Origin of the sequence: Acinetobacter sp. AS167 (assembly GCF_037152175.1) — a bacterium.
Taxonomy (GTDB): domain Bacteria; phylum Pseudomonadota; class Gammaproteobacteria; order Pseudomonadales; family Moraxellaceae; genus Acinetobacter.
Window position 1 is genome coordinate 13,630 of the sequence record NZ_JBBCMP010000016.1, and the last position, 14,588, is coordinate 28,217.

General features: G+C 37.5%; 16 protein-coding genes. 10 read left to right on the forward strand and 6 right to left on the reverse strand.

The annotated features are described in order from the left end of the window. The first annotated feature begins 19 nt into the window (after positions 1-19). The 4 genes from WFN33_RS18470 to WFN33_RS18485 all read left to right on the forward strand — a co-directional run bounded on the left by WFN33_RS18470 (position 20) and on the right by WFN33_RS18485 (position 3,076). Positions 20-403 (forward strand): DUF962 domain-containing protein, encoded by a 384-nt coding sequence (locus WFN33_RS18470; RefSeq protein ID WP_151957026.1) that lies wholly within the window; start codon positions 20-22, stop codon positions 401-403. 125 nt (positions 404-528) lie between these two features. Further along, entirely contained in the window at positions 529-1,155 is a 627-nt protein-coding gene (thiE, locus tag WFN33_RS18475; protein WP_336954493.1) for a thiamine phosphate synthase, read from the forward strand. A 62-nt stretch (positions 1,156-1,217) separates the two neighbouring features. After that, positions 1,218-2,513: a glutamate-1-semialdehyde 2,1-aminomutase gene (gene hemL, locus WFN33_RS18480; RefSeq protein ID WP_336954494.1), complete on the forward strand. Its 1,296-nt coding sequence runs from the start codon at positions 1,218-1,220 to the stop codon at positions 2,511-2,513. 146 nt (positions 2,514-2,659) lie between these two features. After that, positions 2,660-3,076 (forward strand): GlcG/HbpS family heme-binding protein, encoded by a 417-nt coding sequence (locus WFN33_RS18485; RefSeq protein WP_336954495.1) that lies wholly within the window; start codon positions 2,660-2,662, stop codon positions 3,074-3,076. Between the two features lie 81 nt (positions 3,077-3,157). Here WFN33_RS18485 and WFN33_RS18490 read toward each other — a convergent pair whose 3' ends face one another. The 3 genes from WFN33_RS18490 to WFN33_RS18500 all read right to left on the reverse strand — a co-directional run bounded on the left by WFN33_RS18490 (position 3,158) and on the right by WFN33_RS18500 (position 5,268). Continuing rightward, positions 3,158-4,222, reverse strand: coding sequence for an amidohydrolase family protein (locus tag WFN33_RS18490; protein WP_336954496.1), 1,065 nt, complete (start codon positions 4,220-4,222; stop codon positions 3,158-3,160). A 216-nt stretch (positions 4,223-4,438) separates the two neighbouring features. Continuing rightward, a complete protein-coding gene (locus tag WFN33_RS18495; protein WP_336954497.1) occupies positions 4,439-4,843 on the reverse strand; it encodes a DUF3144 domain-containing protein in 405 nt (134 codons plus the stop codon). Positions 4,844-4,896: 53 nt separating this feature from the next. Then, complete coding sequence (locus WFN33_RS18500; RefSeq protein ID WP_336954498.1) at positions 4,897-5,268, reverse strand: DUF3144 domain-containing protein; 372 nt, start codon at positions 5,266-5,268, stop codon at positions 4,897-4,899. Positions 5,269-5,356: 88 nt separating this feature from the next. On the opposite strand from WFN33_RS18500, the gene WFN33_RS18505 reads away from it, so the two are divergent. Continuing rightward, entirely contained in the window at positions 5,357-5,989 is a 633-nt protein-coding gene (locus tag WFN33_RS18505; protein WP_336954499.1) for a hypothetical protein, read from the forward strand. 149 nt (positions 5,990-6,138) lie between these two features. Here the strand turns inward: WFN33_RS18505 and WFN33_RS18510 are convergent, their stop codons facing one another. Further along, positions 6,139-7,110: a hypothetical protein gene (locus tag WFN33_RS18510; protein WP_336954500.1), complete on the reverse strand. Its 972-nt coding sequence runs from the start codon at positions 7,108-7,110 to the stop codon at positions 6,139-6,141. 192 nt (positions 7,111-7,302) lie between these two features. Then, complete coding sequence (locus tag WFN33_RS18515; RefSeq protein ID WP_336954501.1) at positions 7,303-8,562, reverse strand: MgtC/SapB family protein; 1,260 nt, start codon at positions 8,560-8,562, stop codon at positions 7,303-7,305. A 174-nt stretch (positions 8,563-8,736) separates the two neighbouring features. Here WFN33_RS18515 and WFN33_RS18520 point away from each other — a divergent pair, with 174 nt between their 5' ends. The 4 genes from WFN33_RS18520 to WFN33_RS18535 all read left to right on the forward strand — a co-directional run bounded on the left by WFN33_RS18520 (position 8,737) and on the right by WFN33_RS18535 (position 13,159). Continuing rightward, positions 8,737-10,494 (forward strand): GspE/PulE family protein, encoded by a 1,758-nt coding sequence (locus tag WFN33_RS18520; RefSeq protein ID WP_336954502.1) that lies wholly within the window; start codon positions 8,737-8,739, stop codon positions 10,492-10,494. 101 nt (positions 10,495-10,595) lie between these two features. Next, positions 10,596-10,955 (forward strand): NirD/YgiW/YdeI family stress tolerance protein, encoded by a 360-nt coding sequence (locus WFN33_RS18525; RefSeq protein ID WP_336954503.1) that lies wholly within the window; start codon positions 10,596-10,598, stop codon positions 10,953-10,955. Between the two features lie 163 nt (positions 10,956-11,118). Continuing rightward, positions 11,119-11,784, forward strand: coding sequence for a response regulator transcription factor (locus tag WFN33_RS18530; RefSeq protein WP_004721888.1), 666 nt, complete (start codon positions 11,119-11,121; stop codon positions 11,782-11,784). 40 nt (positions 11,785-11,824) lie between these two features. Beyond that, positions 11,825-13,159, forward strand: a complete 1,335-nt coding sequence (locus WFN33_RS18535; protein ID WP_336954504.1) for a sensor histidine kinase — start codon at positions 11,825-11,827, stop codon at positions 13,157-13,159. Between the two features lie 191 nt (positions 13,160-13,350). On the opposite strand, the gene hemP is transcribed toward WFN33_RS18535, so the two are convergent. Beyond that, positions 13,351-13,521, reverse strand: a complete 171-nt coding sequence (gene hemP / locus WFN33_RS18540) for a hemin uptake protein HemP (RefSeq protein ID WP_004721884.1) — start codon at positions 13,519-13,521, stop codon at positions 13,351-13,353. Between the two features lie 140 nt (positions 13,522-13,661). On the opposite strand from hemP, the gene WFN33_RS18545 reads away from it, so the two are divergent. After that, positions 13,662-14,573, forward strand: coding sequence for an NUDIX domain-containing protein (locus tag WFN33_RS18545; protein ID WP_336954505.1), 912 nt, complete (start codon positions 13,662-13,664; stop codon positions 14,571-14,573). Positions 14,574-14,588 lie beyond the last annotated feature (15 nt).

The window sequence follows — 14,588 nt, forward strand, 5'->3', positions numbered from 1 at the left end:
TAAAACAGGATGATTGATCATGAACGCGTATGTTGAGCCTAAATCGGAATTAGAGCAAAACCCGAAGTTTGAATTACCAATTAAAAACTATTCAGAATTTTATCGTTTTTATTTAACTGAACACCGTAGCATGATGAGTCGCCGTTTGCATGCAGCTGGAAGTAGTGTCGGTATTTATTTTTTTAGCAAGGCAATTCGTCAACGTAAAGCAAAATACGTGGTCTATGGACTGCTTTCAGGCTATGCATGTGCTTGGGTGGGGCATTTTGTATTTGAGAAAAATAAGCCAGCAAGTTTTAAGCAACCATTTTATAGTTTTATTTCAGACTGGCGTATGCTTTCCGATATTGTACGTGGCAATTTAAGTTTAAAAGACCGTAGTCTAGATAAAATTGAGAGCTAATCTTGTCAGTATAGTAATAAATTAAACAAAAAAGCTTAGAGATTTCTAAGCTTTTTTGTTTTTGTCACGTCTTCGCTGAGAAAACTTGCTTATAATCCATTTATTTGATTGTTTGAGAATATTGAATGCGCGGTCTTTACCTGATTACCAACGACGATCCAATCCAATTATTATTAGAAAAACTCGAAGCTGCTTTAAGCACTAAGCAAGTCGCTATTCTTCAGTATCGCCGTAAAAAAGTAGCTCAATCTGACCAAGCAAATGAAGTGAAGCAGATCAAGCAACTGTGTGAAAACTATCAGACACCATTTTTGATTAATGATGATTTAGATTTAGCTGAACAATTTAGTTTAGGTGTTCATCTTGGGCAGTCTGATGGTGAAATTTCAGATGCAGTGCAACGTTTACCACACGGTGTCATCATTGGGCGGACTTGCTTAAACTCAATTGAGTTGGCTGAAAAAGCAATCGCTGAAGGGGCAAGCTATGTGGCCTTTGGCGCAATTTATGCAACATCGACCAAACCTGAAGCAGGGAATATTGGCCTAGCGACATTACAGCAGGCATCTGAAAAGTTTGATTTACCTATTTGTGCTATTGGTGGTTTAACAGTTGAAAATTCTCAAGCTGTGATTGAGGCTGGTGCTGACCTTTGCGCTGTGATTAGTGATATATTAGCTTTATCAGTTGAAAATATTCCTGCCCGTGTCGCAGCTTGGGCACAGTTATTTGCAGAAACTGCAAAATCTTAATTTGTATCGTGATTTTTTATATCATTTTGAAATTTTAGTATTCTACAGGATTGAGTCGATTTATGAGCCTATCTCCAAAACAAGAGCAATTGTTTAAACAAGCCAGTAAACATATTCCAGGTGGAGTGAATTCTCCAGTACGAGCGTTTAATGGGGTGGGTGGTACGCCAGTATTTATCGAAAAAGCCAAAGGTGCTTATTTATACGATGTCGACGGCAAGCGCTATGTGGACTATGTGGGTTCTTGGGGGCCGATGATTTTAGGTCATGCACATCCTGATATTATCCAAGCAGTTCAAGAAGCAGCGGTTGATGGTTTAAGCTTTGGTGCACCGACGGTACATGAAACCACACTGGCTGATTTGATCTGTGAAATCATGCCATCAATTGAATTGGTCCGTATGACCAACTCAGGTACTGAAGCAACCATGACGGCTATTCGTTTGGCACGTGGTTATACAGGTCGTGACATGATTGTGAAATTTGAAGGTTGCTATCATGGACATTCAGATTCTTTATTGGTTAAAGCGGGTTCAGGCATGTTGACCATGGGTGAGCCAACATCAAAGGGTGTACCTGCTGATTTTGCCAAGCATACGGTGACCTTGCCATATAATGATATTGAAGCTGTTAAAGCTTGTTTTGCGAAATATGGTCAAGAGATTGCAGGGGTAATTGTTGAACCTGTTGCTGGAAATATGAATCTGGTTAAACCAATCACAGGTTTCTTAGAAACGATTCGTGAGCAATGTGATCAATACAAATCAGTATTTATTATTGATGAAGTGATGACAGGTTTCCGTGTAGCACTCGGTGGTGCGCAAGCATATTATAATGTAAAACCTGATTTAACGACTTTGGGTAAAATCATTGGTGCTGGATTACCAGTTGGTGCATTTGGTGGAAAACGTGAAATCATGGAATGTATCGCGCCTTTAGGCGGGGTTTACCAAGCAGGAACCTTGTCGGGTAATCCTTTGGCTATGCGAGCAGGGATCAAAATGTTTGAAACCCTTCGCCAACCTAACTTCTACAGCGATTTGTCTGCAAAATTAGATCAATTATTACAAGGTCTACAAGCGGCTGCAGATGAAGCTGGAATCCCATTCTTTACTCAACAAGCGGGTGGTTTGTTTGGTCTTTACTTTACTGATCAAACCGAAATTAGCAGTTTTGACCATATTTTAAAATGCGATATTGAAGCATTCCGTAAATTCTTCCATGGGATGTTAAATCGTGGTGTAAACCTTGCTCCATCTGCATTTGAGGCAGGCTTTATTTCAGCTGCACATAGTGATGAAGATATTCAGTTTACCATTGATATGGCTAAACAAGTCTTTGCTGAAATGCAAGCTTAAGGGGATTTAAGACCACTTCGATTGCTTGAATAAATGAGCAGAATGGACAGTCTTTTTGAATCAAGTTTGATTTAGAATAAAAGCCTGTAGTCCTTAAACTACAGGCTTTTTTTGTGATTTTAGACATTATAATTCAGGAAGAAAATATGCAAACCAAACACTATTTAACCTTATCTGATGCAGAGTTTTTATTGAATAAAGCACATCAATATGCAATTGATCATGCTTTTAATGTCAGTATTGCCATCGTTGATGAAACGGGCAATTTATTGGCAATGAAGCGTATGGACGGTACTTCTGCATTGACGTCGAATTTCTGTTTGGACAAAGCCAGATGCTCTGCATTAAGTCGTAGACCGTCAGGATCATATGAGACCCTTATCAAAAATGGTCAAATGGGATTTTTAACCATGCAGAGCGGCTCAGGGATGTTGGAAGGTGGTGAACCTATTTTGTATCAAGGTCAGTTGGTTGGTGCAGTGGGTATTTCAGGAGTGAAATCATTTGAAGATGCTGAAATTGCACGACATGCAATTCAAGCCTTTCTTGCTCAATTTAATTAAAATTCTATACTTAAAAATTATGTGTATCAGTAAATAAGTTTGAAGAGGTGTTTAAGTAAACACCTCTTTTATCTTGTAAAATTACAAACGATAGAATTGTTTGGCATTATGGTGGAAGATATTTTCCAGTGCATTTTCATCATATTGCATCACGATATCACTAAATGCATCAATGATATTCACCAGACTGGTATTGACCCGATCCATTGGGAAATTGGAAGCGAACATCACCCGATAGGTGCCAAAACTTTCCAAAGCATGCAGAATTAGTGGTGCAACAAGATCAATGATTTGTTGCTTAGAGGCCAGTTGTTTTTTCTTATAAAATTGATGACCAAGCACTGGCATAAATAGACCAGACATTTTGGTATATACATTTGGATAAGCAGATAATTCAGCAATAGCATCTTGCCATTGATAAAAAATATTTTCACGTGCTGTTTTTGATAAGCCTGTATTTTGTCCAATTTTACCAAACAGGCCTACTGGTGTACCAAGGTGGTCTAAAACAATTGAGGTTTCGGGGAACTTTTTTGCCAGCTCAATTACATCGGGAATTTGATGAGAATACACCCAAGCATCAAAACTCAGGTTATGTTGCGCGAGTTGTTCAAAGCCTTTTAAGAACTTTTTCTCAGTATATAGGTGTGGGAGATCCGTCCAATTATGCACGCCTTTATCTTCATGAAAGGAAGCCATGCGGCGTATACCGCGCAAATGTTTAGATGCTTTTTGGTGTAACTTTAAAATCTTTTTGAAATTAGGATCGCACGGGTCCGCGGTAGCCACGATGCCACCAAGTTTTACGGTATTTTCATTAAAGGGTAAGGATTCAATAAATTCTGTTTCACCTACGACACCTTTGCCTTTCTGTTTGGCCCAACTGGCTTCAATATGCACCACTTGTTCGACCGTATATGAGCCAAGATCATGTTTATAGTCTTGTGGTAAATAGGGTCGGGTAATGTGTTCCGTTAGTCCAACCGTTTCAATCAAATCTTTAGCTTTGACTAAACGAACCATTTTATCAAGTAGGAATGGATGCTTGCCCAAAAGCTTTACCGCAAATGCTGCTGCATGAGGGGTGTTGTAGGGATCCCATTGGTGAATATGTGGGTCAATGATTGGAAAATTCAAATCTTGCATATAACGTCCAAATTGTTATTTATTATCAAAATACAATACATGAATTTTATAAAAGATGAATATTGTCGCTTGGTAAAATTTATGAAGTAAAGCCATTGGAAGGAGTCAGTTGATTTATTGTTTTGGGGTGACTGCCAAAACAGTTATAAAAAAATAGCCTCATTAATGAGGCTATTTTATCAATGCTTAGATCAATCTAAGATGATTTAACTTACATTAGTGTTGATGATCATGGTCATCATGATCATGTTTGTGGGTATGAAAATCTTCGTTTTTACGGAAGCGGAGATAATTTTCAAACTGTTCACAATACTCATCATAGTTGTCTTCAAGCATCATTTGGAATTGTTGCAATATATAAGACATGACTTGTTCTTTGGCATCACGCATTTCATCACCATCTTTAAAGGTGTTTGCAGCAACCCAAGTATTAAAACGTGCAGTAGCGAAGAGCATTGCTGAGCTGACTTGTCCACGAAGTTCTTCTGGCTTAGGTTGCTGTCCTTTCGCTGGGCGGCAAAACTCATTGGCTTGTTTGATGAACTCATCCGCACGCTCAAAAAAAACAGCATTTAAGGCTTCTTCTTCGGTGACATCAGTAGCATCGATTTTTTGAGACATGACTTTTCCACATAGCGTATTTCATTGGTGCGCTATTATAGGCAATCCACAGGTTAAACGAAACGCTTTACTTCCTCTGTATCTGAATTTGAAAAATAGCTGTCAAAATTTTCTTGATATTCATCAAGATGATCTTCAAGCATGAGTTTAAATTGTTCCACGTAATAGTCTAAAATGACTTGGCGATCTGTTTTAAAATCTGGCGCTTGCTGGTAAGCGCATGCTGCATGCCAAATGCTATAACGGGCATTGGCATACATAAATGACGCACTGATCTTTCCCGGGTGTGCTGTCAAGTGAGACACTTGATGATTTTGATCTGCAAATTGATTGGCAAGTGCGATAAATTCATCCGCGCGCTCATAAAAGTATTCGTCAGCTTCAACTTCTTCAGATTCTTCAAAAAAATCATTATTTTCGGACATTATCATTCCTTTTCATAGACTTGTTTCATTGATATAACTATAGCATACTCAAATAGCCTAAGCTTAAAAAATACTCAAGGAGTAGATAATGCAAGATGCGATTGCCATACAAAGCTTGAAAAGTGATATTGCATTATTACGTCAAAATATTTGGCCACCTGTAAACTTGAGCAATGTTGAAGGTTTGCCTATTTATTATGGGACACAATCGGAAGTAGATACCTACTATAAACAGTGGCTTGGCTTGGTTGAAAGGGCACAAATGTTGTATCAACCTTTTATGGATGATGAGGTTTTAGATGTTGCTCAATTACCTAGCCATTTAAATTTACCTTTGTTTTTCTTTCATGTAGATCGGATTCGGATTAATAAAACCCGTGCCAAAGAATCAAAGACTTTTCGTGGAATTGCTGCATTGGTAGAGAAATGTGGGCAATTTGAACCCAGCCAAATTAAAAATATGTCACAGTGGTTAAACAGTGATGATACCGCAGCCTTGGTTGCACATCGTGAGTTCATTGATTTAAGAACCTATATTTTTCAGTTTGGACAAAGTGAATATACGAGAACACGATTTTATGTGAATGGTTTAGTGCTGAGCACTGAAAAAGATTTTGAATTGGTGGATGCCCGCGATAAGCCGCGCAAGTCAAGAAATGATAGCTATGCTGATCCTTTAGCGGATAACAATCTCTGGAAAGTATTTGGCAAATATCGTTAGACTATTGTGAAATAGAAGGTTGTAGATTTTGTTAAACCTGCTGTGATTTTTAACTTTGTTATTTTTCTAGCTACAAATTGAAACGAGTAAATTATTTTAAACACTGACTAAAAATAAGATTTAGTCAGTGTTATATAAAAGAATATCTTTTATTTTACAGCATCAATTGCAGCACTTGCTGTTTTGTTAAATAGCGTACATTCTGACTTTAAGCCATTTAGATAAGCTTCTTGTAACTGAGCATTTATACTGTTTTTACCAAACTCAGCAACAGCGTCTTGATAATCTCGTTCATATTGCTTAATTTTGTTTGAAAGTATGTCATATTCACCTGCAGTATAATAGTTTGCTGGGTAATAGTCAGAGCCGATTTTAGCTACAGCATCAACCGATGTATTCAGTTGCATGTCTCGGGATAAATCTAAGTTGAACTTTCCTAGCACCGTTGAAATATAACCGTCTTTAAAATATTTTGATGGGTCGTAATTATTCAGACGATAGCCTGAATAAAGATCAGCGAAGCTTGTATTTGTTGAAGAGGAAATAGATCGTAAACATGTTGATCCAGACGGGAATGTTTTGCCTTTAAGTTTTTGCACATAATATGAAGAATAAGTGCCAACTATTGAGCTAAGCGCAATATTTGAGCCAGCATAATGCTCAAATCCATCGATATATGGACTAATTGCTTTGCCTGTTAAGTTGACTGTTTCAAATTTTTCAGTTAATTCTAATTGGTTATAGTTACGTGATGAATAAGGTGTAAATGTCCAAACTGTCGCTGTTTGCGATTTCAGCGTTGCATATTGATAGCCAAAATCAGTTTTACTTTTAGGCGCATCATAGAGTCCATCTGTTGCTAGATAATCACTTAAAAGATCAGATGAAAGGAACTGTGTTGAACCATCAACGTTATATTCACCATTGATGTACATTTGCTTATTGTTAAAACTAAACTTTACTTTAGTAAAGAGGTTAATGTCTTGGGTTGAAGCGCCAGTTTCATATCCAAACCATTCAGACTCATTGTTTGTTGTATAATCCCCAGCATCTGAATCACCTCCACATGCGGTTAAAAATAATGAAGAAATGATGGTAAAAGACAGTAATTTAATTTTCATGAATTATTCCAAATTATAAAATATTAAAATTTATGAGTATAAAAATTCTCGCTGTCATCATATTTAAACATTTTATTTTTTCAACGTTTTTTTGATGAAATTTTAAAATTCTCTTAATTTTTATAATTATATATTGATCGAAATCTTAAAATAATTTTGCTGCTTTTCAATTTCATCCTTGCAAAAAGTGCTTTAATATTGAAGAACCCAAACAAAAACTGTAATAAACATCGTCATATGCAAAATTTGAATTGGAGCAAAGATCAAGGCATAGCGGCTGCCACCACTTAAAAATGCATTTATCGATTTCGCAATGGCATGTGCTGCTAAACCTAAAACAAAGGCGAGAGATAAGATGTGATTACTCGGTTCTCCCTGAATGACAATTGTGGCCAAAGCGCCATGAATTTCAAATAATGAGGCCAAAAGCGTACCTGCAATTAAACCCGCATCACCCAATAAAAGATTTAGCCCATATACACCCGCCTGAATCAAGGTTAACGACACTGCAATAATGGCTGCTTCATTTAGACTAAACATACGACTATCTACAAGCTGGTTATTCTCAATCGGTTGTGTGTGACGCATAAACCATAAGGCAAAAATGGTTAGTATCGCGATAGCGATTAGGCAGGGCAGTACAATGAGTTTGAACCAAGTAATACTGATACCAATCACAATAATCATGAGTTGTAGTAGGGTTGCCACGCAAGACATTAATGCTGCCCCAGCATTGGCTTTGGCTTCTGCACGTCCATTTCGGACTTCTAATCCTAAGCTGGCAATGGTAGCGGTACTGGAAACAAAACCTGAAGCAAGCGAAGACAACAGCATAGCATTTTTTGATGACAATAATCGTTTGGCAATATGTGCAAGTGCTTGCACCGCCAAGATTAAGGTGAGTAATTTTAAAATAACATAGGGGTTAAGCACAGCACCCCATAAAGCTTTGTTTGGTGTCAGTGGCAATGCAATTAATAACAATGCCAGTAAGAAAATTCCATCTTTAAATTCAGATTCTGTAATCCATTTCCCGGCAATGCCATGCATAGAATGTTTGGTCATCAACAAGACGGTGAGGATGACCGATAAACCTGCGGCAAAAGAAATATTCCAAACGCACATTCCACCGATAAAATAAGTGAGTATAAATGCAATTTCAGTAGTTATACCGGGATCATCAGTTTGATTCTTTAAAGAATAAATGACGATACCACCTGTAATGAATGCACCCACAATGCCAAAATAGGGACCAAACAAAAAACAAACAGCACCAAGTAAAGCACAAATAGCAAAAGACCTTAAACCCGCAAAACTATTTTGATTTTCACGTTGCTGACTTCGTTCACGTTCAAGACCGATAAGTAGACCACAACCCAATGCAGCCGCAATGATGGTGAGGAAATCAGTATAAGAGCCAAATGAAAATGGATATAGCGATATAAAATTCATAGTGCTCTCCAAATAAGACCATGAATTAATAGAATGATTTCAATGTATCGCAAAGTTTTAGAAAAACAAAAGTTTATTTTTTAGCCTTACGTTAAATACATTATTGAATTTAGAAAATCCAAGAAATACAACAATTAATTTTGTTATAGTAGATTGAGTTTCGGGGATATAACAATGCAATTTAATTTTGAAATTGATACAGCTTGGTGTTTAGAACAATTATTAAAAGATGGTCGTATTACAGAGCGTGAAAAACTATTGGTACAAACCACCCATCGACAACGCGATCAGTTGAAGTGGCATCCTTTGCAATGGATTGCCAGCTTTAAGCTCGTCGATGCTAAAAATCCAATAAAAAGACTGACATTGACTACGCTAACAGAATGGTTAGCTGAAAAAGCCGAACTCAATTCATTTACGATTGATCCATTAAAGGCCGATGTGACTTCACTAACCAATGTCATGTCACAAGAGTTTGCAATAAGAAATAAAATTTTAGCAGTTGAAGTCAGTGCCGATAAAATTCTGATTGGTACAGCACAGCCTTTTATAACGGATTGGGTACATAATTTAGAACGTAGTTTAAGTCCAAAAAAAATCGAAAAAGTAGTATTGAATCCTGAGTTATTACAACGTTATTTAACTGAGTACTATCAAGTCAGTAAAGCGGTCAGCAACTCACAAAAATCCAGTGCCTATGATAAAGAAAATAAGGGTGTAGAAGCACTTTTACAATTGGGTGATACCCAGAATCCAGATGCCAATGATCAGCATATTGTGAAACTTGTCGATTGGGTTTTACAGTTTGCTTTTGAGCAAGGGGCGAGTGATATTCACTTAGAACCGCGTAAGGAAAAAGGTAAAATTCGTTTTCGTATCGATGGGGTACTGCATACAATTTATAATATGCCAGCCAATACCTTAACCGCAGTTATTTCACGGATTAAAATTTTAGGCCGTATGAATGTTGCAGAAAAACGTAAACCTCAGGATGGGCGTTTAAAAACACGAACACCGAAAGGGCAAGAAACCGAGCTACGTCTTTCAACTTTGCCAACTGCTTTTGGTGAAAAGTTGGTGATGCGTATCTTCGACCCAGAAGTTTTGGTACGAAGTTTCCAACAATTAGGTTTTGATGAACATTTATTGGCACAATGGCATGCTTTAACTCAACATAGTCATGGCATTATTTTGGTGACTGGCCCCACAGGTTCAGGTAAAACTACCACGCTTTATTCTTCGTTAAAACAATTGGCAACCGAGCAAGTGAACGTCTGTACCATTGAAGATCCAATTGAGATGTTGGAGCCAAGTTTTAACCAGATGCAGGTCAATCAAGGGATTGAGCTAGGTTTCGCTGATGGTATCCGTGCTTTGATGCGTCAAGATCCAGATATTATTATGGTTGGAGAAATTCGTGACCAAGATACTGCCAACATGGCCATTCAGGCTGCGTTAACAGGTCATTTAGTGCTTTCAACTCTGCATACCAATGATGCGCCATCAAGTCTGACACGTTTGCATGATTTAGGTGTGCAACCTTTTTTAACCGCTGCAACGATTTTGGGAGTATTGGCTCAGCGTTTAGTGCGTAAGCTTTGTCCGCATTGCAAACAAGAAACCTTTATCAATGAACAAGAGTGGAAACATTTGACATTTGGCTATCAGACCAAAATGCCTAATTTTGTATATAAAGCAGTTGGGTGTGAGGAATGCCGTCAAACAGGTTATAAAGGTCGTGTTGGGATTTACGAGTTTATGCCAATTAGCCTTGAGGCAAAGCAGAGAATTAGTGCAGGCGTGACTTTAGATGATTTAAAAATGCAGGCAAAAAAAGAAGGCATTGAACCATTAAGAATTGCTGGTGCACGTAAAGTATTAGAAGGCATAACCACGCTGGAAGAAGTCCTTAGAGTTGTGCCTTTAAATTAATTTTGACTTAAAATAGCAAATGAAGAAATCCTAAGATTCACCTCATGTTGGTTTGTTTTAATGCTTCTATCGAAACGATGAACCGATATGAGGACACAACAATGAACATCCTTGCGAAAACAATTTTAACCACAAGCTTGATTGGTTTAACAAGTTTTGCCACTGCAAACACAGCAGTAAATCAATCAGCGCTTACACCAAGTTTAACCACAGTAAAACAAGCTTTAACATTGAAAGATGATACCAAAGTGCAGCTTCGTGGTAACGTGGTCAAAGCAATCGGTGACGAAAAATATCAATTCCGTGATAGCACAGGTAGCATTACTGTCGATATTGATGATGAATTATGGCAAGGTAAACCGATCGCGGCAAATGCTACAGTGACATTGTTTGGTGAGGTCGATATCGATTATAAACCGACAAAACGTGTAGAAATTGATGTGGATGCCGTGAATTTTTAATTATTTTATCCATTAAAACAAATCACAGCAGATTCTAGTTATATTCTCTAAGACTACATGTGTATGCATGTGGTCTTTACCTATGTTCAATAAGTATGAACAGCAACAAACAGCAGATTTTATTTTGATCAAGGCTTTGTCTGCCTAAAAGGAGAGAGGTTCTATGCGAATTTTGCTCGCTGAAGATGATAGTTCACAAGCTGAAAGTATTAAATCTTGGTTGGAAATGGATGGCTACAATATAGATTGGGTTGAACGTGGTGATCATGCAATTTTAGCCATAGAACAGCATCAATATGACTGTATCTTATTAGATCGTGGTTTGCCCAAAGCCACTGGTGATGAAATTCTCAAACTGTTAAAACGTCAATTTCCAGAAATTCCTGTGATTTTTCTTACGGCGAGAGACAGTATTCAAGATCGTGTGCAAGGTTTGGATCTCGGTGCAAATGACTATCTGGTAAAGCCTTTTAGTTTAGAAGAATTATCTGCCCGAGTACGGGCACAGCTCAGACAAACTCAAGTCACAAATTTACATGAAATAAAATATGAAAATTTAGTGTTAGATACTCAAGCGAAAACGGTATTTCAGGATCAGCAAGTTGTTCATCTCACCGCAAAAGAATTTCAAATTTTATATAAATTGATGCAAAAGCCTGAACATATTGTGACACGTGAGCAATTGGAAGAATCACTTTATGCTTGGGGAGATGAAATTGAAAGTAATGCGATTGAAGTTTATATCTATCAATTGCGTAAGAAGATTGGTGGACATTTGATCAAAACAATCCGTGGCTTGGGCTATCGTATGAATAAAGAGCAAGATTGAATATTTCATCATTACTTTTAATGATTTCAATAGGATGAATATGACACAGGCAGTATCACTACAAACCAAGCTGATTAAGACCTCCATGCTCAGTTCAATTGTGGCAGGTATTTTTGCGCTGATACTTTTGGTGAGCCTTTCGATTTATCACAATATGAAGGTACAAGATGAAATCATGGATGAAGTTGCAGATATGCTTCTGATCTCAGATTTAAGTGCGACTTCTGGTTTTCAATTGGATGAGTTAAGTGATGAATTTGATATTCAGTACCGATTGATGAATGGTGAGGTGATGTTGACCCACTCACCCGAATTTGATTTGCAACAAGGTCAAGCCAATCTCCTATCTGAACATGAAGGAAATGGATATGGATTTATTTGGTCAAAGGATAAGTTGTTACGTAGCTACCGAGCGATTGATCAAGATTCTCAGTTAAGCGTCTATGTTGTACAGCCCTTAAGTGTCCGTTTTAAAGACTTATTACAAAGTTTTATCAGCTATTTATTGGTTTTATTAAGTCTCTGGTTGCTGCAATGGCTGATTTTACATTTCTCAGTTAAAAAACAATTTAAATCCATTCAACTGCTTTCGACGGAAATTGCTGAGAAAAATGCCAATGATCTCAGCTTAATTCAGCGACAACCTGCATTTAAAGAACTTGAGCCGATGGTTAATCAGCTTAATCAAATGCTTGTTCGACTAGATCAAGCTTTAATTGCTGAACAACGTTTTACCGCAGATGCATCACATGAATTACGTTCGCCACTTTCTGCGATACAAATGCGTTTGCAGTTATTACAACGCAAATATGCAGAGGTTCCTGAGATTTATCAGCAACTCAATAGTATTCAAAATGATGTGAATCGAGGAACGCTGGTCCTTGAAAATCTTTTGCTTTTGGCACGATTAGATCCAGCGGATGCCAGTGAATTACCGAAGACTTGGATAAGTCTGGGGCAAATGACTCAGCATGTGTTAAATAGCTTGGCCCCATTTATAGATGACAAGCAGATTCAGATTCATATTCAAAGCGAAGATGTTCAGGTCTATGTAAATGAAGAATTACTGTTTATTTGTATTCGCAATCTTGTCGATAATGCAATTCGTTATACGCCATTACAGGGCAATATTTATATTCAGATTGGACCATTAAATAATTGTAATTTCTTTGAAATCCAAAATGATGGTGAGGGTATTCCTCAAGACATCCTAGATCGTTTAGGTGAACGTTTTTACCGAGCTTTGGGGAGCAAAACACAAGGTTCAGGCTTGGGTTTGTCAATTTGTAAAAAGGTGATCGATCTGCATCATGGAGAGATTCAGTTTACTGCTTCCGAATATGGTGGTTTAAGCGTTTGTGTTTATTTACGTTAAAGCTGTGCGATTAAATGGGCATTTTTATTGAATGTTTAACATTTCATTGGTGGATTGTTTTATAGAGATAGGGTGTTGTATAAAAATCAATAGACAAGCATTAAAATTCAACTGACAAAATTAAAAAGCAGTATGCGCTGATTCATACTGCTTGTTCCCACGTTTTTTGTTTTAACTTAATGTTTTTATAGTTATTTGGTCAAAATTAGACGATTGTTACGTGTTAAACGTAAGCGATATTCTTCTCCAGCATGCATGATGCGAATTTCGCGCCCTAATGCAAATAAGTTATTTGAATGTAACATCGGAAGAGATTGGTGAGCTTCTGTGTTACGTGTGAATAGGCTAAAAGGTGCGTTCATTATTGTTACTCCGTGTGGGGTGCTGTCTAAGTGATTTAAATGATAATCATTATCGAATAGATCTGTCAACGATAATTTTTATCATTTATAAAATTTCTATAATTGCTTACAATTCATTAAAAATTCAGGTGTCGATTTTTATGTCTAAACCCAGTATTCATGTGGCTATTGCTTTATTACTTCATCGTGGGAAGGTGTTGGTCGGTTGGCGCAATGCAGATCAGCATCAGGGTAATAAATATGAATTTCCTGGTGGCAAAATTGAAGCAGGGGAAACACCTGTCGAAGCATGTCGTCGAGAGATCTTTGAGGAAGTTGGAATAGGTATCGAGCAATGGCGTGCTTTTGACCTGATTCATCATGTTTATGATGATGTTGAAGTGTTTCTCCATTTTTTTCATGCTACGGTTCCTGAACAATATTTGCATGATATTCAGAAACCTTGGACATGGTATGGACGTGATCAACTATTTGCGCTTAATTTTCCTAAAGCCAATCAAGCGATCATTCAACGCTTGTACTGGTCGCATCAAATTAAAATCTCCGACAATCTTTCAGCATTGAGCATAGAAAAAAGTCCAAATGACAATGCGCAATTTTTTTATTTTAGAACGATTGCAGATCAGGTTGCTGTAACACAAATTTCACAGTTAGCTCCAAATGCCTTATCTCGCTTGATTGTCAATATAGAGCTGTGGCAACAGTTGTCTGAGCATCTTCAAAAAAGTATAGCTGCTGTACATTATAAACAGCATCAATTGATGGATTTACACATTGGGCAGTTACCAATCGGTCTACGTTGTATAGCAGCATGTCATGATCTGGTGTCTATACAGCGAGCACAGACATTGGGTTTTGATGCTGTGATTTTAAGTCCCGTATTTGCAACCCAGACCCATCCTGAAGCCCATGCGCTTGGATGGGAAAAATTTGCTGAATATGCCAAGACCTGTGATTTACCCATCTTTGCATTGGGCGGATTAAGCCAAGCTGATTTAGCGATTGCACAACAGCATTATGCATACGGGATTGCTGGGATTCGAAATTTTTAATCGAGCAGAGATATT